Below are 19,645 nucleotides of genomic sequence, written 5' to 3'. Positions count from 1 at the left end.
CTCCCGATCCGATGTCCATCTGGACCCGCATCGCCGAAGCCCTCGCCTCCATCGGCGAGTCGGTCGGCGCCTTCCTGCAGTCGATCGTCAACCGCGATCCGACGCCGCCCGAGAAGTCGGTGGCCTTCACCATCGGCATGATCGGGCTCGGCGCCAAGATGGCCAAGGCCGACGGCGTGGTGACCGAGGACGAGATCAGGGCCTTCAAGCAGGTCTTCCACATTCCCGAAAATGAACTGGCCGCGGTGGCCCGCGTGTTCAACCTCGCCAAGCAGGACGTGGCGGGTTACGAAACCTATGCGAGGCAGATCGCCAAGCTGTTCGAGGCCAGGGCCGAGGTGCTGGAGGACGTGCTCGACGGGCTGTTCCATATCGCCAAGGCGGACAATGCCTTCCACCCGGGCGAGCACGGCTTCCTGGCGAAGGTTGCCGCCATCTTCGGATTTTCCGAGGCCGATTTCGCGCGCATCCGGGCCCGCCACGTGGACGTGCCGGACGATCCGTTCCTGATCCTCGGCCTGCCGCGTGATGCGACGCCCGATGCGGTGCGCCAGCGCTATCGCCACCTCGTGCGCGAGCACCATCCGGACCGCCACATCGCGGCGGGCGTGCCGGAGGAGATGATCGAGCTCGCCACCCGGCGCCTGCAGAAGATCAACGAAGCCTATGACCGCATCAGGGAGATGGCGGCGTGATCGTCTCGCCGCTGGCGCAGCGCTTCGTGCCGGCCGCCAACCATGAGCCGCGCCGCAATGGCCGCGCCGTGGACATGCTGCTCCTCCACTATACCGGCATGAACAGTGCCGCAGCCGCCTGTGACCTGCTGTGCAGCGCCCAGTCCGGCGTGTCCTGCCATTATCTGGTCGACGAGGACGGCGGCATCACCCAGATGGTGGGCGAGGAGGCGCGCGCCTGGCATGCCGGGGCCTCGGTCTGGCAGGGCGAGACCGACACCAATTCGCGCTCCATCGGGATCGAGATCCACAACCCGGGCCACGGCATCGGTTATCGAAGGTTTCCGGCCGCGCAGATGCAGGCGGTGGTGGCCCTGTGCCAGGACATCCTGTCGCGCCATGACATTGCGCCGCGCAACGTGCTGGCGCATTCCGACGTGGCGCCGGGCCGCAAGATCGACCCGGGCGAGCTGTTCGACTGGCCGCTGCTGCACGCCGCCGGGGTCGGCCACTGGGTGCCCCCGGCGGAAGCCGACGGCCGGCTTCTGGCGGGGGCAGACCTGGTGCGGTTCCAGCACCTGCTCAGGAATTACGGTTACGGCATCGAGGCGACGGGCGAGGCGGACGAAGCGACGCGCAAGGTGACGGACGCCTTCCAGCGGCACTTCCGGCCGGGCCTCGTCAACGGCGTGCCCGACCTGTCCTGCCTCAGGACGGCGGAACGGCTGGTGGCTGCCGCAGCCTGATCAGGACTTGCGGCAGAGCCCCAGCAGGGCGGTGACGTCGGCATCGTAAAGCGGGAACACCACCTGTTCGGAATTGACGGTGACGGTGAAGCGGTCGGCCTTTTCCAGAGCCTTGAGCAGCGGGCTGTCCACCGGGATCTCCACCTCGATGCTGGAGGTGGGCGAACTGGCAATGATATCCACCTTGCCAGCGAAGGTTGCCGTCTCGCCGCCGGCCGACACGGTCATCGGCAGCTTGCGGCGACCGGGCCGCTGCAGTTCCGGCGTGGGGCGGGGGACATAGAGATTGACGATGCCCTTCTTCGCCGGGCACCACAGGCTCACCCCCACGTCGTCGCTATCGGCGACGCCGAAGATCAGATATGCCTCCTGGTCGCTTGCATCGAGCGACCATTCGCGCTCCTGTGCGAGGGCCTGGCCGGTGATCAGGCCAAGGGCAAAAACGGCGGCGAGGGAGCGGTGCATGGTGCGTGAAGAACCCGGAAATGAGCGGCCTGTCTATCGGCTCTTCTGGGATCGGGGAAGTGCCAATATGGCGCCCCACGCGGTGCTCCGCGAAATCGGCTGCCGGTTCGAGCTGATACGTGTGGATATCTCGAAGGGCGAGAACCGGGCGCCCGCCTACCTCGCGCTGAACCCCAATGCCCGGGTGCCCACGCTGGTCCATGGCGGCCGCGTGATCTATGAATCCGCGGCGATCCTCATGTATCTCTGCGAGGCGCACCCGGACGCCGGGTTGATGCCACTGCCGGGCGACCCGGACCGGGGCGCCTTTCTGCAATGGCTGTTCTGGATGACCAATACCCTGCAGGAAGACCTGCAGCACTGGTGGCATGCCGACAATTACCTCGATGGCGAAGCCTGTCGCCACGAAATGAAAATCGTTGCAGAACGCAGACTTGAGCGCATGTTCTCGCAACTTGATTCACATCTTGCGGCAGGCGGCCCCTACATGCTCGGCAATCGTTTCTCCGCCCTCGACGTCTTCCTCGTCATGCTCTGCCGCTGGACCAGGGCCATGGCGTTGCCCGCCACCTCGTACGCCAACCTCAACCGCCTGATCGGCCTCGTCACCGCGCGCCCTGCCTGGGCCGCGATGATGCTGGCCGAGGGCATCGACTGGAACGGACCCCTCGCATCATGACGTCTCTCATCATTACCAATGCCGCCATCATGACCATGGATGGGGCCCGGCCCGCCGCGGAAGCCATTGCCGTTTCCGGGAATCGAATCATGAGCTTGGGGACTCATGCTGAGGTGATGCGTGAGGCCGGGGCCAACACCCGCGTGGTCGATGCCGGAGGCGGCACGGTGATCCCCGGCTTCGTCGAGGGGCACATGCACCTCTTCGCGGGCGCGGCCGAGCTCTCGCACCTGCAGCTCTTCGGCACGCGCGGCTTCGACGAATTGAAGGCGCGGACGGAGGCTTACATCCGACAGAACCCCGGCGATGACCTGATCATCGGCGAGCAGGCGGATTACGTGATCATCTCCGAGCACGAGCCGCTGTCGCGCCACCACCTTGACCGGATCGTGAAGGACCGGCCGATCCTCGTCTTCTCGCCCGACCATCACACGGCCTGGGCCAATACCCTGGCGCTGGAGAAGGTGGGGCTGCTCAAGGGCAAGAAACTGGGGCCGGGCAACGAGATCGTGATGGGGCCGGACGGGCTCGCCCAGGGCGAACTGCGCGAGGGCGAGGCGATCGACCCCGTCCGCAAGCTGTCGAAGAAGGGCTCGCGCGACAGGCTGGGCCTCACCACCGGCGGCGAGCCCGATCCTTACCCGAGCAAGGCGGAATTCGAGGCCGATCTCGAGACCATGCGGGTGGGGCTCCGGCACTGCGCGGCGCATGGCATCACCTTCGTGCAGAACATGGACGGAAACATCTACACCCTTGAACTGCTTGAGGAACTGCAGCGCCGCGGCGAACTCACCGCGCGCGTGCGCGTGCCGTTCCATTTCAAGAACTTCATGGACATCGCGATGCTCGAGAAGGCCTCGCAGATGGCGGCGCGCTGGCAGGGCGACATGCTGTGCTCGGGCTTCGTGAAGCTGTTCATGGACGGGGTGGCCGACAGCCAGACGGCGGTGATGATCGAGGATTACGCCAACCGGCCCGGCTGGAAGGGCGAGCCGCTGTTCGAGCCCGACCGCTTCGCCGCGATCGCCACCGAGGCCGACCGGCGGGGGCTGCAGATCGCCGTCCATGCCATCGGCGATGGCGCGGTGCGGATCGTGCTCGACGGCTATGAGGCCGCGCAGAAGGCCAATGGCCGGCGCGACTCGCGCCACCGGGTGGAGCATGTGGAGGTGATCCACCCCGACGACATCGGGCGCTTCGGAAAGCTCGGCGTCATCGCCTCGATGCAGCCGCCCCACCCGCCCGGATGCCATGGCCTGCCGCTCGAGCCCTATCTCTCCAACATCGGCGAGGCGCGCTGGCAATGGGCCTTCGCCTGGACGGCTCTGCGCGCGCAGGGTGCGCGGCTGGTCTTCGGCACCGACTGGCCGGTTTCCGACATCGATCCGATGTGGTCCCTCCAGTCCGCCATGACACGGGGGCGCTGGAACGAGGCCATGCCCGACAACCGCCAGAGCCTGCACCAGGCCATCCACTCCTACACCGCCGACGGCGCCTGGGCTGGCTTCATGGAGGGCAGGACGGGCGTGCTGAAGGAGGGCATGCTGGCCGACATCTGCGTGCTGCCGGTGGACCTGCAGCGCACGGACCCCACGACCTTCAAGGGCATCAGGCCGCGGATGACGGTGTGCGACGGGCGGGTGGTGTTCGAGGGGTGAGACCCGGGTTGGCAGCCCTCATCCGGCCTGCCCGCCACTCCGCCATTGCTATTCCCCTGCCAATCCCCTACCTCCCCCTGGCCAGCTGGCTGGATGACCGCTGCCGCTACGCCCGAAAGGGTGCGGGGGAGGAAAGTCCGGGCTCCATGGAAACACGGTGCCGGGTAACGCCCGGCGGGGGCGACCCCAGGGACAGTGCCACAGAAATGATACCGCGGATCCGGGCTTCGGCCTGACGCAAGGGTGAAAAGGTGCGGCAAGAGCGCACCGCGGCCCCAGCAATGGGGACGGCATGGCAAACCCCACCGGGAGCAAGACCGAATAGGGGTGGCGCGGGGGTTTCGGCCCCCAGGGACGTTTCCGTTCCAGCCGCCCGGGTAGGTTGCGTGAAGCGTCCGGCAACGGGCGTTCCAGATGAATGGTCATCCAGTGCGGAGCGATCCGCATGGACAGAACCCGGCTTACAGGCCGGCTGGCATTATCCCCCGCCAAATGCTGCGAAATCGCGGCAATCGAAACCAATTGTTAAGCAGGCCGATTGCAATGTCAGCCTGACGATTAACGCCTTTTTCACCGTGATTTAGGCTTGCCATGGCCGCCCGAGAAACGATCAACCCGCCGCATGTGCCCGTGATGCTGGCCGAAGTGCTGAGTGCACTTTCGCCACGTGACTGGGGCGTATACGTCGATGGCACCTTCGGGGCCGGCGGCTACACGCGCGCCATCCTGGGCGCTGCCGACTGCCGGGTGATCGCCATCGACCGCGATCCTTCGGCGATCAGTTCTGGCCAGGCCATGGTGGCTGAATTCATGCCGCGCCTCAGCCTGCGCGAGGGGCGCTTCGCCGACATGGAGGCGCTCGCCGGCGATGCGCGCATCGACGGCATCGTGCTCGACATCGGCGTCTCATCGATGCAGCTCGACGAGGCCGAGCGCGGCTTCTCGTTCCTGCGCGACGGACCGCTCGACATGCGCATGGCGCAGGCGGGAACGTCCGCCGCCGACGCGGTCAACACGCTGCCGCAGGAGATGCTCTCCAACATCATCTATGTCTTCGGCGAGGAGCCGCGCTCGCGCGCCATCGCGCGGGCCATCGTGGAGGCGCGCAAGGACGCGCCGATCACCACGACGCAAGGCCTCGTCAAGGCGATCGAGCGCGCCACGGGCCGGCCGCGGCCCGACAAGATCCACCCCGCCACGCGCACCTTCCAGGCGCTGCGCATCCATGTGAACGGCGAACTCGATGAACTGGTCGAGGCGCTGCACGCCGCCGAGCGCATGCTGCCGGAGGGCGGACGCCTCGTGGTCGTCACCTTCCATTCGCTGGAGGACCGCATCGTCAAGCGCTTCTTCGCTTCGCGCGCCGGCAAGCTGCCGTCGGGCTCTCGCCACCTGCCGGGCACGGTCGAGGGGCCGGAGCCGTCCTTCACGCTGCCTTTCAAGGGCCATCTCGGCGCCACTGACGAAGAGGCGCGGATGAACCCGCGTGCCCGCTCTGCCAAGCTCCGCGCCGGCGTCCGCACTGCGGCGCCTGCCATGCCGGCCATTGCCGACGAGATCGGGCTCAGCGTCCGGGGAACGCGACACTAGATGCACAAGCTCCTCAACCTGATGCTCGTGACGGCGGTGCTGGTCTCCGGCTTCATCCTCTATTCGCTGGAACACGAGACGCGCGGCCTCGAGCGCGAGGCGGCCAGGTACCAGCGCGGGATCAGCGAGGAGGTCGAGAACATGCGGCTCCTCAATGCCGAATGGTCGAGCCTGATCAGGCCGGACCGCATCCGCACGCTGGCGGAACGATTCCTCGGGCTGTCGACGCTGAAGGCCCAGCAGATCGTGACGCTCGACGCCATTTCCCAGCACGTTCCCGCCGAGCCGGTGATGAACCTCCAGGCCGAAGGTTCCGACCCCATCGGCGCCATCATCGACGAGATGAAGCAGCCATGACCGAGCCCGTCACAGATCATCAGATGGCGGAGGATGCGCCGCCGCGGCTGGCGGGGCAGAACCGGCTGCGACTCATCGGCATCTGCTTTGCCGCGGCCTTCCTGACCATTGCCGGGCAGCTGACGCACCTCACCATCTTCCCGGCGCAAGAGGAAGGACCGGTGCGGCCGATCACCGAGGCGCCGCTGCCGCGCCCCGACATCGTGGACCGCAACGGCGTGCTGCTGGCAACCGACGTGGCGGTCGCCTCGATCTTCGCCGATCCGTCCAAGATCATCGACATCGACGAGGCCGTGGAGGCGCTGACCGCCACCATGCCCGACCTCAATGCCACGGAACTGCGCCGCAAGCTCTCGACGGCCAAGCGCTTTGCCTGGATCAAGCGCCAGGTGTCGCCGGAGGAGCGCGACGCGGTCTACAACCTCGGCATTCCGGGCGTCAGCTATGTGAACGAGCGCCGCCGCGTCTATCCGCAGGGGCGGCTCTCCTCGCATGTCGTCGGCTATGTCGACCTCGATACCAAGGGCATCGCCGGGGTGGAGAAATATCTCGACGACCGCGGCGCGCTCTACACCGCCTCGCTGGCGGAGCCGACCGAGCACCGCACCGAGCCAGCCCAGCTTTCCCTCGATATCCGCGTGCAGGCGGCGGTGATCGACGAGGTCGGCAAGGCCATCGAGAAGTTCCACGCCATCGCGGGCGGCGGCATTGTGATGGACATCCGCACCGGCGAGGTGCTGTCGATGGTGTCGCTCCCCGACTTCAACCCGAACCAGGAGAACAAGAACTTCTCCAAGGACCAGCAGAACCGCATGACAAGCGGTGTCTATGAACTGGGTTCGGTGATCAAGGCGGTCACCTTCGCGATGGCCATCGATTCCGGCAAGGTGACGCTGAAGAGCGTGTTCGACACGCGCTACCCCCTCGTCATCGGCAGCGCGCGCATCCACGACTTCCACCCGCAGAACCACCCGCTGACCACGGAGGAAGTGTTCTGCGAAAGCTCCAACATCGGCACTGCCAAGATGGCGCTGGAGGTGGGGCTGGAGGAGCACCAGGCCTTCCTGCGCAAGGTCGGCCTGTTCGACAAGCTGCAGACCGAACTGCCCGAGGCGGCGCGGCCCCTGCTGCCCAAGCGCTGGAGCAAGCTGGTCACTGCCACGACGGCCTTCGGCCACGGTTTTGCCGTGCAGCCGCTGCAGGGTGCCGCGGTGGTTGCAGGGCTTCTCAATGGCGGTCACCTCATCACCCCCACCTTCCTGCGCCGGAACGAGGAGGAGGCGCTTGCCATGGCCACCACCGTGATTGGCGAGGCGACGTCGGAGACGCTGCGCTACCTGTTCCGCCGCAACGCCGAGGAGGGCTCCGCCTCCAAGGCCGATGTCATCGGCTATCGCGTGGGCGGCAAGACCGGTACTGCCGAAAAGGTGGTGGCTGGACGCTATGACAAGAACAAGCGGCTCTCCTCCTTCATCGGCGCCTTCCCGATGGACAACCCGAAGTACCTGGTAATGGTGATGCTGGACGAGCCGAAGGCCATTCCGGGCACCTATGGCTTCGCCACCGCCGGCTGGAATGCCGTGCCCACCGCCGCCAACATCATCGAACGCATCGCGCCCATGCTTGGCGTCGAACCCGTGTTCTCCGCCGAAGACCTCCAGAAGCTTGCCAAGCTCGAGGAGAAGGAAAAGAAGAAGAAGCAGAACTGATGAACATGCGCCTCGGCCATCTCGTTGAGCGCGACGCTCCACTCACCGCGGAGGCGGAGGCCCTGTCGGTTGCCGGCCTCACGGCCGACAGCCGCGCCGTGAAGCCCGGATTCGTGTTCGCGGCACTGCCGGGCACGCATGTGGACGGCACCGCCTTCATTCCGCAGGCCGTCGCCGCCGGGGCCGCCGCCGTGGTTGCAGCCCCGGGAACGGACAGCGGCGGTGTGCCGCTCATTGCATCGGCCAATCCGCGCCGGCTCTTCGCCCACATGGCCGCACGCTTCTACGGCCGCCAGCCCGACACCATCGTCGCCGTCACCGGCACCAGCGGCAAGACATCGGTCGCCACCTTCGTACGCGAGATCTGGACGGCCATGGGCTTCCGCGCCGCGAGCCTTGGCACGGTGGGCGTCGTCTCGCCGTCGGGCACGATCGAACTCGAACACACGACACCCGATGCGATGAAGCTGCAGGAGATCGCCGCGCTGCTGGCCGCGGAAAAGGTGGAGCACCTCGCCATCGAGGCCTCGAGCCATGGGCTTGACCAGTATCGGCTCGACGGCCTGCGCATCGCGGCGGCAGGTTTCACCAACCTGTCGCACGACCATCTCGACTATCACCCGACGGTCGATGACTATTTCAATGCCAAGATGCGGCTGTTCGAAGACCTCGTGGCGCCGGGTGGCGCAGCGGTGATCAATGTCGATACACCGCGCGGCGAAGAGGCGGCGAAGCGCGCGGCCGCCCATGGGCTCAAGGTGTGGAGCGTCGGCATCAAGGGCCAGACGATCCGCGTCGAAGGCGTGCGCCGCGATGCGGGGAGCCAGCACATCACGGTTTCTGTGCATGGCCGACGCTATGACGTGGACCTGCCGCTGGCTGGGGATTTCCAGGTCTCCAATGCGCTGATCGCCGCCGGCCTCGTACTGGCCACGGGTGGCGACGAGCCACAGGTGATGCATGCGCTGCAGTCGCTGAAGGGTGCCAAGGGGCGCCTCGAACTCGTTGGGCGCAGCAGGACGGGAGCGCCGGTCTTCGTCGACTATGCCCACAAGCCCGACGCGCTGGAGAATGCCCTCGCCTCGCTCAGGCCCTATACCAGGGGCCGGCTTTTCGTGGTCTTCGGCTGCGGCGGCGACCGCGACCGTGCCAAGCGCCCGATCATGGGCGAGATCGCGACCAGGCTCGCCGACAGGGTCTACGTGACGGACGACAATCCGCGCACCGAGGAACCTGCTTCCATCCGCGCTGCCATCATGGCCGCCGCGCCGGGAGCCATCGAGATCGGCAGCCGGGCTGCCGCGATCCGTGCCGCAGTCGACGCGTTGCAAGCGGGTGACGTGCTCATCGTCGCCGGCAAGGGCCATGAGGAAGGCCAGAAGATCGGCAAGCAGGTTCTTCCCTTCAGCGACCACGAGGCCGTGAAGGCCGCCATTCAAGGGCGTGACTATCATGGCTGAGGCACTGTGGACGATTGACGAACTGCTTGCCGCCACCGGCGGCAGGCTGCATGGCAGCGTCACGAAGTCGCTCACCGCCGTCACCATCGACTCGCGCGCCGTGGGGCAGGGCGATATCTTCGTCGCCATCAAGGGCGAGAAGCATGACGGGCATGATTTCGTCGCCAGCGCGCTGAAGGCCGGCGCCGGCCTTGGCCTGGTGTCGCGCGTGACGCCGGAGATGCTGGCAGCAGGCCCCGTGCTCGAGGTGGAGGATGATCCCCTGCGCGGGCTGGAGGCGATGGGCCTTGCGGCGCGCGCCAGGTCCGAGGCGCAGATTGTCGCGGTGACGGGAAGCGTGGGCAAGACCTCGACCAAGGAAATGCTTCGCACCGCACTCTCCGCCTCGGGCGAGACGCACGCCTCCGCCGCCTCCTTCAACAATCACTGGGGCGTGCCGCTGACGCTGGCCCGCATGCCGCGGAGTGCGGCCTTCGGCGTGTTCGAGATCGGCATGAACCACACGGGCGAGATCACGCCGCTCGTCTCCATGGTGCGCCCGCATGTGGCGATCATCACCACGATCGCCGCGAGCCACCTTGGCAATTTCGCCTCGCTCGACGAGATCGCCGATGCCAAGGCGGAGATCTTCTCCGGCATCGTGCCGCTGGGCAGCGCCGTCATCAGCCGCGACACCCCCTATTTCGAGCGGCTTGCGGCCGCCGCCTGGGCGGCCGGCGTGCGCAGTGTCGTCTCCTTCGGCAAGCACCCCAACGCCGATGTGCGCATGGAGCGCGTGGCGCTGCTCCCTGACTGCTGCTGCATCACCGCCGACGTGATGGGCGAAACGGTGACCTACCGGCTGGGCCTTCCCGGCGAGCACATGGCGGTGAACAGCCTCGCCGTTCTCGCCACCGCGAAGCTCACCGGCGCCGACCTGGCGCGGGCCGCGCTGGCGCTGGCGAAGGCCGCGCCCGCCAAGGGCCGCGGCGTGCGCGAAAGGCTGTCGATCGGCGATGGCGAATTGCTGCTGATCGATGAAAGCTACAACGCCAACCCGGCTTCCGTAGCGGCAGCGCTCGGTCTTCTCGGGGCTGCACAACCGCCGCGCGGTGGCCGCCGCATCGCGGTGCTGGGCGACATGCTGGAACTGGGCGAGCACAGCCCGGAACTGCACGCAGGCCTGCTGGAACCGATGGACGCCGCCAAGGTCGATGTCCTATACGCGGCTGGTCCTCTCATGGCGAATCTCTGGTCGCGCGTGGCGGAGAGCCGGCGCGGCGCCTATGCGGAAAACTCCGAAGGACTGCGCGAGCAGCTGCTCAAGGGCCTCAGGCCCGGTGATGTGGTGATGATCAAGGGTTCGCTCGGCAGCCGCATGGGGCCGCTGGTGGAGGCGATCCGCGCGGCCCATCCGCCGCTTGCCAAGGAGACCTGATGCTATTCCTTCTGTTCAGCAGCCTCGCGGATGAGGTGTCGCCCTTCAACGTCTTCCGCTACCAGACATCGCGCACCGGGCTTGCGATCATCACGGCTCTCATCTTCGTGTTCCTGTTCGGGCCGCGCATCATCTCGCTCCTGAAGGTGAAGCAGGGCCGGGGCCAGCCCATCCGCTCCGACGGCCCGCAGCGCCACATCGTGGAAAAGCAGGGCACGCCGACCATGGGCGGGCTGATGATCCTGTCGGGCATCTTCGTCGGCACGCTGCTCTGGGCGGACCTGCGCAACCTCTATGTCTGGGCGGTGCTCTTCGTCACGCTGGGCTTCGGCGCCATCGGCTTCTATGACGACTACCTCAAGGTCACCAAGGCGACGACCAAGGGCTTCTCCGGCAAGGTGCGCCTGCTGGCGGAATTCGTGATCGCCGGCATCGCGGTCGGCATCTTCATGTGGATCGGCGGCAAGCCGCTGTCGACGTCGCTGGCCGTGCCCTTCTTCAAGGACCTGCTCATTCCCTTCGGCATGTTCTTCATCTTCGTCGGGATGTTCGTCGTCGTGGGGGCTGGCAATGCGGTGAACATGACGGATGGACTCGACGGTCTCGCAATCGTTCCGGTGATGATCGCCGCGGCGAGCCTCGGCCTGATCGTCTATCTCGTCGGCAACTATAACTTCTCGAATTATCTCGAGCTTCACTTCGTGCGCGGGGCAGGCGAGCTCGCCATCATCTGCGGGGCGATCGTGGGGGCAGGGTTGGGCTTCCTGTGGTTCAATGCGCCGCCTGCGATGATCTTCATGGGCGACACCGGGTCGCTCTCGCTCGGCGGCGCGTTGGGTGCCATCGCGGTGGCCGCGAAGCACGAGATCGTGCTTGGCATCATCGGCGGGCTCTTCGTGCTCGAAACGCTCTCGGTCATCATCCAGGTCGCCTCGTTCAAGATGACGGGCAAGCGCGTCTTCGCCATGGCGCCGCTGCACCATCATTTCGAGCAGAAGGGCTGGAAGGAACCGACCATCGTCATCCGCTTCTGGATCATCGCCATCGTGCTGGCCCTCATCGGGCTCTCGACGCTGAAGCTGAGGTAGGCCTTGTTCCCAGCCACCACATTCAAGGGCAAGTCCGTCGCCGTCTTCGGCCTCGCGCGCTCCGGCACTGCGACGATCGAGGCGCTGCAGCTGGGCGGGGCCACCGTGCATGGCTGGGATGATTCAGCACCCGCCGTCGAGAAGGCCCGGGCCGCGGGCCTGCCGATCAGCAACCTGCACCAGCTCGACTTCGCGACGCTCGATGCGCTGGTGCTGAGCCCGGGCGTGCCGCTCACCCACCCCGAGCCGCACTGGACCGTGCTGAAGGCGCGCCATGCCGGGATCGAGGTGATCGGCGACACGGAAATCTTCGCGCGCGAGGCTGATGCGGCAGGCGCGCGCATCGTCGCCATCACCGGCACCAACGGCAAATCGACCACGACCGCGCTGACGGGCCATGTACTGAGCCAGGCGGGGCTCGACGTCGAGGTGGGCGGCAATATCGGCAAGGCGGTGTTCCTGCTGCGCCAGCCGGTGAAGGGCCGCGTCTATGTGCTCGAACTCTCCTCCTTCCAGATCGACCTGATGCCGCGGCTCGACCCCGAGGTCGGCATCCTCACCAACATCACGCCGGACCATCTCGACCGCCATGGCAGCATGGAGAATTATGCCGCGGTGAAAGCGCGCATGTTCGCCAGCCAGCACAAGGGCGACACGGCACTCTGTGGCGTCGACGACGACTGGTGCGCGGCAATCGCCGAGCAGGTGGTGGTCACGGGTGCCGATGTCAGGCGCGTGTCAGTGGTGAAGGATCTGGACGACGGCATCACCGCGCATGACGGCGTGCTGCGCGACAAGCGTGCGGGTGTGGTGAAGGCCGAAATCGACCTCCGCGCCATGCCGGCGCTGAAGGGGCGGCACAACTGGCAGAATGCCTGCATGGCCTATGGCGCGGCGACGGCGCTGGGTGTCGACGCCAGGGCCATGGCCGCTGCGATGACGAGCTTTCCCGGCCTTGCACACCGCATGCAGCAGGTGGCGCGGGTGGGAGCCATTCCCTTCATCAACGACTCCAAGGCCACCAATGCCGATGCGGCGGAGAAGGCGCTCTCGTCCTTCACCAACATCTACTGGATCGCCGGCGGCATCGCCAAGGCGGGTGGCATCGAACCATTGACGCCGCTCTTCGGCAATGTGGCGCGGGCCTATCTGATCGGGCAGGCGGCAAGGGACTTCGCCGCGACCATTGGCTCAGCCATTCCGCATGCGGATTGCGGCACGCTGGAGAAGGCGGTCGCTGCCGCACTGCGCGATGCGCAGGAGGATGGCAAGCCCGGCGCGGTGGTGCTGCTGTCACCCGCCTGCGCGAGCTTCGACCAGTATCCCAATTTCGAGGTGCGGGGAGATGCCTTCGTCAAGGCCGTGTCCCTGCTTCCCGGTGTCGAGATGACCATTCCAGGAGATGCCCATGCTGCTCGGACGTAGCGACCGCGGCCTGCTCGCGCGCTGGTGGTTCACGGTGGACCGCGGCCTGATGTTCGCCGTGCTTCTCCTCATGGCATCGGGCGTGCTCGTCTCCATGGCGGCGAGCCCGCCGGTTGCCGAGCGCATCGGGGCGGATACCTTCCACTTCATCAAGAGCCAGCTCTTCTATCTCACCCTCGCGGTGCCGGTGCTGGTGACGCTTTCCTTCTTCCCGCCGCGCTATGCGCGCCGGGCGGGCCTGCTGGTGTTCTTCGGTGCCCTCGGCCTGATGGTGGCCGCACTGTTCTTCGGGCCGGAGATCAAGGGTGCGCATCGCTGGATCAACATCGGTCCCATCAACCTGCAGCCCTCGGAATTCGCCAAGCCCGCCTTCGTCATCGTCGCGGCCTGGTTCCTCGCCGAGCATACGCGGCGGCCGGAAATGCCAGGGCAGGTGATCGCGCTGCTCTTCGCGGTGGCCTTCATCGGCCTGCTCATCATCCAGCCGGACTTCGGGCAGACGGCCCTCGTCATCCTCACCTTCGGTTCGATGCTGCTGATCTATGGCATCTCGTGGTTCACCGTGCTGGGCCTCGGCGCACTCGGCGTCGTCGGCGTCTTCGCCGCCTATGAGCTGGTCGACCACGTGCGCTCGCGCATCGACCGCTTCATGAGCCCGGACAAGGGCGACACCTTCCAGGTCGACACCGCCATGCAGGCCTTCAAGAATGGAGGCCTGATGGGCACGGGACCCGGCGGCGGCGAGGCGAAGCTCGTTCTGCCCGACGCCCACACCGACTTCACCTTCGCGGTGGTGGGCGAGGAATTCGGCCTCATCGCCTGCATCCTGCTCATGTCGCTCTTCGCCTTCGTGGTGCTGAAGATCCTGGTGCGTGCCAAGCAGGAGCCGGATCCCTTCGCGGCCCTTGCCCTCTCGGGCCTCGGGCTGATCTTCGGCTTCCAGGCGGTGATCAACATGGGCGTGAACGTGGCGCTGCTGCCCGCCAAGGGCATGACGCTGCCCTTCATCTCCTATGGCGGCTCCTCGCTCCTCGGCATGGCCTTCGGCATGGGCCTCGTGCTGGCGCTGGGGCGCAAGCGCTTCGGCGGTCGCTCGAGCGTTCCTGAGCTCAACGTGTCCTACGCCTGATGAGCAAGGGAACCTTCGTCCTCGCGGCTGGCGGCACCGGCGGGCATCTCTTCCCCGCCCAGGCGCTGGCGGAGGAGCTGATCCGCCGCGGCTACACGATTCACCTGATGACGGACGAGCGGGTGCGCGACTATGGCAAGTCCTTCCCTGGCACCGAGACGCACATCGTGCCATCGGCCACGCTCTCGCTCTCGAAGCCGTGGCTGGTACCGAGCCGTGTGCTCAGGCTCTACTCCGGCTATCGCGCGGCGCGTTCGGTCCTCACGCGCGTGAAGCCGCTGGCCGTGATCGGCTTCGGCGGCTATCCGTCCTTCCCGCCGATCATGGCGGCAGCACGGCTCAGGATTCCCTCCTGCGTCCATGACCAGAATGCGGTGATGGGCCGCGCCAACCGCGTGCTGGCAAAATGGGCCGATGCAGTGGCGTCCTCCTTCCCGACGCTGATGGGACTTCCGCCGGAGGCGAAATCGAAGCTCACCTTTACCGGCAATCCGGTGCGCGACATTGCGCTGAAGGAGATGGGTGCTCCCTATCCGGGTTTCGACACCTTCAACCTGCTCGTCTTCGGCGGCAGCCAGGGCGCGCAGTTCTTCGGCGAGTTCATGCCGAAGGTGTTCAACGCGATGACGCCCGATCAGCGCAAGGGCATCAGGCTCACCCAGCAGGTGCGGGCGGAGAACATGGCGGCGGTTTCCGCCGCCTACGAGGCGCTGGGGCTCGACTGCGAGCTCAATCCCTTCTTCATGGACATGCCCCGGCGCATTGCGGACGCGCATCTCGTGGTCTGCCGGTCCGGCGCCTCGACAATTGCCGAGCTGGGCGTCATCGGCCGGCCGGCGGTGATGGTGCCGCTGCCGCATGCACTGGACAATGACCAGCTGCGCAATGCCGAAAGCTTCGCGCAGGCGGGGGCCGGCTGGGTTCATCCACAGGCAACGCTGGAGCCCACGGGCTTTGCCCAATTTCTGACATCACTCCGCTCTCAACAGGGCCAACTTCAACAGGCGGCGGCGGCGGCGCTGAAGCACGGGAAACCCGATGCAGCCCAGCGCCTTGCCGATCTCGCCGAGAAACTCGGCAAGGGACACTATCCATGAAACTCCCGGGCAATGTCGGCCCCATCCACTTCATCGGCATCGGCGGCATCGGCATGAGCGGCATCGCCGAGGTCATGGCGACGCTGGGCTACAAGGTGCAGGGCTCGGACCTCACCGACAATTACAATGTCGCGCGGCTCAGGAAGAACGGCATCGACGTCCATGTCGGCCACAAGGCGGAAAACATCGGCGAGGCCCAGGTTGTCGTCGTGTCCTCCGCGGTGAAGGAGGACAATCCGGAGCTCGTCGAGGCGCGCAACCGCTATCTGCCCATCGTGCGCCGGGCCGAGATGCTGGCCGAGCTGATGCGCTTCAAGTCCTGCGTGGCCGTCGGCGGCACCCATGGCAAGACGACGACCACCTCGCTCGTCGCCGCACTGCTCGATGCCGGCAATCTCGATCCCACCGTCATCAATGGCGGCATCATCAATGCCTATGGCACGAACGCTCGGCTCGGCAAGGGCGACTGGATGGTGGTGGAGTCGGATGAGTCCGACGGCACCTTCGTCAAGCTCCCCGCCGACATCGTGATCGTCACCAACATCGATCCGGAGCATCTCGACCATTACGGCACCTTCGACAAGGCCAAGGAAGCCTTCCTCGCCTTCGTCGAGAACATTCCCTTCTATGGCTTCGCGGTGATGTGCATCGACCACCCGGTGGTGCAGGAGATGATCGGCAAGGTGAGGGACCGCCGCGTCATCACCTATGGCCGGAGCCCCCAGGCCGACGTGCGGCTGAAGGACGTGCGCTACGAGGATGGCGAGACGCGCTTCTCTGTGCGCCTCACCAATCGCCGCACGGGTGCAACCCATGACATCGACGACCTGAGCCTCGCCATTCCCGGCGACCACAATGCGCTGAACTCCACCGCGGCGCTGGCCGTGGCCAAGGAACTGGGCATTTCGGATGACAACATCCGCAAGGGCTTCAAGAGCTTCTCCGGTGTCAAGCGCCGCTTCACCCGCACGGGCGAGCACAATGGCATCACCGTGTTCGACGATTACGGCCACCACCCGGTGGAGATCGCGGCCGTGCTGAAGGCGGCACGCGGGGTGGCCAAGGGCAAGGTGATCGCGGTGATGCAGCCGCACCGCTACACGCGCCTCTCTTCGTTGTTCAGCGAGTTCTGCACCTGCTTCAACGACGCTGACAGCGTGGTGGTGGCTCCCGTCTATGCGGCGGGCGAGCAGCCGATCGAGGGTGCCTCGCACACCTCCCTTGCCGAAGGCCTCAAGTCGCGCGGGCACCGCTCGGTGCACACGATCGACAAGCCGGAGCAGCTGGCGCCGCTGGTGCGCGGGATGGCGAAGCCCGGCGACATCGTCATGTGTCTCGGTGCGGGCACCATCACCCAATGGGCCTATGCGCTGCCGGGCCAGCTCGAGGCTTTCGACAAGGCGCAGTCATGACGAAGCTCGACGGGGACGCGCTGCTGAAGCGCCTGCCGCAGGTGAGGGGCCGCCTCGAAGCCAATGCGCCGCTTGCCGACCTCACCTGGTTTCGCGCCGGAGGACCGGCCGAAGTGCTGTTCACCCCGGCGGATGAAGCAGACCTCGCGGCGTTCCTGAAGGGCACGCCGAAGGACGTGCCGGTCTATGTGATCGGCGTCGGCTCCAACCTCCTTGTGCGCGATGGCGGGGTGCCGGGTGTGGTCATCAGGCTTGGCAAGGGCTTTGCCGAGATCACGGAAGAGCCGGGCCATCGCGTCAGGGCGGGGACGGCGTCGCTGGACGTGCGCGTGGCGCGGTTCGCGCTGGAGAAAAGTATCGACTCGTTAACCTTTCTGAGAGGTATACCGGGCACGATCGGCGGTGCGTTGCGCATGAATGCCGGGGCCTATGGGGGCGAGACCAAGGACATTCTGATCGAGGCGCGCGCAGTCGACCGGTCAGGGGCCATTCACGTGCTTTCGAATGCGGACATGAAATACACCTATCGCCACTGCGGCGCGGCCGAAGACCTCGTCTTCACGCAGGCGCTGTTCCAGGGCCGGGCGGGCGATCCCGCAGAAATCTCCGCCGCAATGGACAAGATCACCGAGAGCCGCGAGGCCACCCAGCCGATCAAGAGCCGCACCGGCGGCTCCACCTTCAAGAACCCGCCCGGCAACAAGTCCTGGCAGCTGATCGACAAGGCCGGCATGCGCGGCTTCGCCGTGGGCCCCGCCAAGGTGTCCGAACTTCACTGCAACTTCCTGATCAATGAGGGCGGGGCGACCGCCGCGCAGATCGAGGAGCTGGGAGAGACGGTGCGCGCCAGGGTCAAGGCCACGTCGGGCATCGAACTCGACTGGGAGATCAAGCGCATCGGCCTCAAGACTGAAGGTGCGGCATGAGCCGCGTGCCGTCCAGCACGACGGTCGCCGTGCTTCTGGGGGGCTGGTCGGCCGAGCGTGAGGTGAGCCTCAGCTCCGGCAAGGCCTGCACCGCCGCGCTGGAGCGCGCGGGATTCAAGGTCGTGCCCATCGACGTCAAGCGCGAGACCATCGTGGCGGATCTCCAGCGGGTGAAGCCCGACGTGGCCTTCAACGCGCTGCATGGCAAGTGGGGCGAGGACGGCTGCTGTGCCGCGATCCTCGAGACGCTGCAGATTCCCTATACGCATTCCGGCGTGCTGGCCTCGTCACTCGCCATGCACAAGGAGAAGTCCAAGATCGTGTTCCGTGCCGCCGGCGTGCCGGTGGCGGAGAGCATGCTGGTGCCACTCGAAGACGTGGCAACATCCCATCCGATGAAGCCGCCTTACGTGGTGAAGCCCGTGGCGGAAGGCTCCAGCGTCGGCGTCCACATTGTGCACGCAGGGGCCAACACGCCGGTGACGGCGGTGCTGGCCGAACGCGCCATCTTCGGCAGCCATGCCATGGTCGAGCGCTTCGTGCCCGGCCGCGAGCTCACCTGCGCGGTGATCGGCGACAAGGCGCTGGGTGTCATCGACATCGTGTCGAAGGGCTCGGGCTGGTATGACTATGAGGCCAAATATGCGCCCGGCGGCTCGCAGCATATTTTGCCCGCCCAGATCCCGGCAGACGTTTACAGGAAGTGCCAGGACTACGCGCTGGCGGCGCACAATGCATTGGGCTGCCGCGGCGTCTCGCGCACCGACTTCCGCTATGACGACAAGACGGGCGACCTGATCGTCCTCGAAGTGAATACCCAGCCCGGCATGACGGGCACCTCGCTGGTGCCCGAACTCGCCGCCCATGCCGGCCAGAGTTACGAGGAGCTCGTCACCTGGATGGTGAACGACGCGTCGGTGGACAGATGAACGACTTCGCGGTCTATGAACGCCGCAGCCCGTCCTGGCTCGACCAGGGCAACAGCCTGAAGGTGCGCTTCCTGGCGCGCGCCTCGGCGCTGCTGCTGCTGGGCGGCGCCATCATGTCCGGGCTCGCCCAGGGTGGTTACCTCGACTACGAGGGCAGCCCGTGGATGCAGCTCCCTGGCAAGGCGGCGGGCATCGTGGGCATGGCGGCGCAGGAGATCACCATCACCGGCCTCGAACACCACGAGCCGGAGCAGCTCTTGTCGGCGATCGGCGTCGAACCCGGCGGCTCGCTGATGGGCTTCGATGCGGTGCAGGCCCGCAACATCCTGCAGAACCTCGACTGGGTACAGTCGGCCAAGGTACAGCGGCTGTTTCCCAACCAGCTCGTGGTCGAGGTGAAGGAGCGCGAGCCCTTCGCCATCTGGCAGCGGGGCACGGCCTATTACGTGATCGACAAGGCGGGGGCCGCGATGAGCGGACTCGAGGCCTCGCAGATGGTGCGCCTGCCGCTGGTGACCGGCGAAGGGGCGAACGTCGCCGCTGCGGAACTCATTAACCAACTTTCAGCCTATCCCGACATAATGTTGCAGGTGAAGGCAGCGGCCCGTGTCGGCAGCCGGCGCTGGACCCTCTATCTCGACAACGGCATCACGGTGCAGTTGCCGGAAAGGGACTGGCAGCAGGCAATCGCCATGGCGGACCAGCTGAACAAGACGCAGAAGATCCTGGCGCGCGGCATCCGCTCGCTGGACCTTAGGCTTCCTGGCCGGGTGACGGTGGAAGTGGCGGAAATCGCCGCAGCCGACATGAAGGCCGCAGACAAGAAGACGGTAGCCGGAACCAACTAGTGCCGGCCGGGCAGACGTGAGTTCCGAGGGGTTGGC

At 66.4% G+C, this 19,645-nt stretch carries 18 protein-coding genes and 1 other RNA gene; 18 read left to right on the top strand and 1 reads right to left on the bottom strand.

The genetic code is table 11. The features are described 5' to 3' along the window. The first annotated feature begins 11 nt into the window (after positions 1-11). On the top strand, positions 12-695 hold the full coding sequence (locus DK847_RS15280; protein WP_111199390.1) for a J domain-containing protein: 684 nt from the start codon (positions 12-14) through the stop codon (positions 693-695). After that, a complete protein-coding gene (locus DK847_RS15275; RefSeq protein ID WP_342634761.1) occupies positions 692-1,420 on the top strand; it encodes an N-acetylmuramoyl-L-alanine amidase in 729 nt (242 codons plus the stop codon). The genes DK847_RS15280 and DK847_RS15275 overlap by 4 nt, the downstream gene beginning before the upstream one ends. Here DK847_RS15275 and DK847_RS15270 read toward each other — a convergent pair whose 3' ends face one another. Then, on the bottom strand, positions 1,421-1,885 hold the full coding sequence (locus tag DK847_RS15270; protein ID WP_161957307.1) for a hypothetical protein: 465 nt from the start codon (positions 1,883-1,885) through the stop codon (positions 1,421-1,423). It lies immediately after the preceding gene. Here DK847_RS15270 and DK847_RS15265 point away from each other — a divergent pair. The 16 genes from DK847_RS15265 to DK847_RS15195 all read left to right on the top strand — a co-directional run bounded on the left by DK847_RS15265 (position 1,884) and on the right by DK847_RS15195 (position 19,609). Beyond that, the gene (locus DK847_RS15265) at positions 1,884-2,564 is read left to right on the top strand and encodes a glutathione S-transferase family protein (RefSeq protein ID WP_280956410.1); all 681 of its coding nucleotides are present in this window, start codon (positions 1,884-1,886) and stop codon (positions 2,562-2,564) included. The genes DK847_RS15270 and DK847_RS15265 overlap by 2 nt on opposite strands. An 89-nt stretch (positions 2,565-2,653) precedes the next feature. After that, positions 2,654-4,222 (top strand): amidohydrolase, encoded by a 1,569-nt coding sequence (locus DK847_RS15260; RefSeq protein WP_342634760.1) that lies wholly within the window; start codon positions 2,654-2,656, stop codon positions 4,220-4,222. 81 nt (positions 4,223-4,303) lie between these two features. Continuing rightward, positions 4,304-4,702: RNase P RNA component class A (gene rnpB, locus DK847_RS15255), an RNA gene on the top strand. Positions 4,703-4,813: 111 nt separating this feature from the next. Then, a complete protein-coding gene (gene rsmH / locus DK847_RS15250) occupies positions 4,814-5,812 on the top strand; it encodes a 16S rRNA (cytosine(1402)-N(4))-methyltransferase RsmH (RefSeq protein WP_111199386.1) in 999 nt (332 codons plus the stop codon). After that, the gene (gene ftsL / locus DK847_RS20665) at positions 5,813-6,169 is read left to right on the top strand and encodes a cell division protein FtsL (RefSeq protein WP_161957305.1); all 357 of its coding nucleotides are present in this window, start codon (positions 5,813-5,815) and stop codon (positions 6,167-6,169) included. It abuts the gene before it with no gap. Next, positions 6,166-7,878 (top strand): peptidoglycan D,D-transpeptidase FtsI family protein, encoded by a 1,713-nt coding sequence (locus DK847_RS15245; protein WP_161957304.1) that lies wholly within the window; start codon positions 6,166-6,168, stop codon positions 7,876-7,878. The genes ftsL and DK847_RS15245 overlap by 4 nt, the downstream gene beginning before the upstream one ends. A gap of 5 nt (positions 7,879-7,883) precedes the next feature. Further along, a complete protein-coding gene (locus tag DK847_RS15240; protein WP_111199511.1) occupies positions 7,884-9,338 on the top strand; it encodes a UDP-N-acetylmuramoyl-L-alanyl-D-glutamate--2,6-diaminopimelate ligase in 1,455 nt (484 codons plus the stop codon). After that, entirely contained in the window at positions 9,328-10,755 is a 1,428-nt protein-coding gene (locus tag DK847_RS15235; RefSeq protein WP_425358697.1) for a UDP-N-acetylmuramoylalanyl-D-glutamyl-2,6-diaminopimelate--D-alanyl-D-alanine ligase, read from the top strand. Before DK847_RS15240 ends, DK847_RS15235 begins: the two co-directional genes overlap by 11 nt. Then, complete coding sequence (gene mraY / locus DK847_RS15230; RefSeq protein WP_111199383.1) at positions 10,755-11,843, top strand: phospho-N-acetylmuramoyl-pentapeptide-transferase; 1,089 nt, start codon at positions 10,755-10,757, stop codon at positions 11,841-11,843. The genes DK847_RS15235 and mraY overlap by 1 nt, the downstream gene beginning before the upstream one ends. Before the next feature lie 3 nt (positions 11,844-11,846). Next, positions 11,847-13,268: a UDP-N-acetylmuramoyl-L-alanine--D-glutamate ligase gene (murD, locus tag DK847_RS15225; RefSeq protein ID WP_111199382.1), complete on the top strand. Its 1,422-nt coding sequence runs from the start codon at positions 11,847-11,849 to the stop codon at positions 13,266-13,268. Beyond that, positions 13,252-14,397: a putative lipid II flippase FtsW gene (gene ftsW, locus DK847_RS15220; RefSeq protein WP_245414630.1), complete on the top strand. Its 1,146-nt coding sequence runs from the start codon at positions 13,252-13,254 to the stop codon at positions 14,395-14,397. Before murD ends, ftsW begins: the two co-directional genes overlap by 17 nt. Next, positions 14,397-15,494: an undecaprenyldiphospho-muramoylpentapeptide beta-N-acetylglucosaminyltransferase gene (gene murG, locus DK847_RS15215; protein ID WP_111199381.1), complete on the top strand. Its 1,098-nt coding sequence runs from the start codon at positions 14,397-14,399 to the stop codon at positions 15,492-15,494. Before ftsW ends, murG begins: the two co-directional genes overlap by 1 nt. Beyond that, a complete protein-coding gene (murC, locus tag DK847_RS15210; protein WP_111199380.1) occupies positions 15,491-16,906 on the top strand; it encodes a UDP-N-acetylmuramate--L-alanine ligase in 1,416 nt (471 codons plus the stop codon). The genes murG and murC overlap by 4 nt, the downstream gene beginning before the upstream one ends. Beyond that, on the top strand, positions 16,903-17,832 hold the full coding sequence (murB, locus tag DK847_RS15205; RefSeq protein ID WP_111199379.1) for a UDP-N-acetylmuramate dehydrogenase: 930 nt from the start codon (positions 16,903-16,905) through the stop codon (positions 17,830-17,832). Before murC ends, murB begins: the two co-directional genes overlap by 4 nt. Then, entirely contained in the window at positions 17,829-18,761 is a 933-nt protein-coding gene (locus DK847_RS15200; protein WP_111199378.1) for a D-alanine--D-alanine ligase, read from the top strand. The genes murB and DK847_RS15200 overlap by 4 nt, the downstream gene beginning before the upstream one ends. Further along, positions 18,758-19,609 (top strand): cell division protein FtsQ/DivIB, encoded by an 852-nt coding sequence (locus DK847_RS15195; RefSeq protein WP_111199377.1) that lies wholly within the window; start codon positions 18,758-18,760, stop codon positions 19,607-19,609. The genes DK847_RS15200 and DK847_RS15195 overlap by 4 nt, the downstream gene beginning before the upstream one ends. The last annotated feature ends 36 nt before the right edge of the window (positions 19,610-19,645 follow it).

Origin of the sequence: Aestuariivirga litoralis (genome assembly GCF_003234965.1) — a bacterium.
Classification (GTDB): Bacteria; Pseudomonadota; Alphaproteobacteria; order Rhizobiales; family Aestuariivirgaceae; genus Aestuariivirga; species Aestuariivirga litoralis.
The sequence above is the reverse complement of the archived record's forward strand: the minus strand, read 5'-3'. Positions and strand labels throughout refer to the sequence as shown.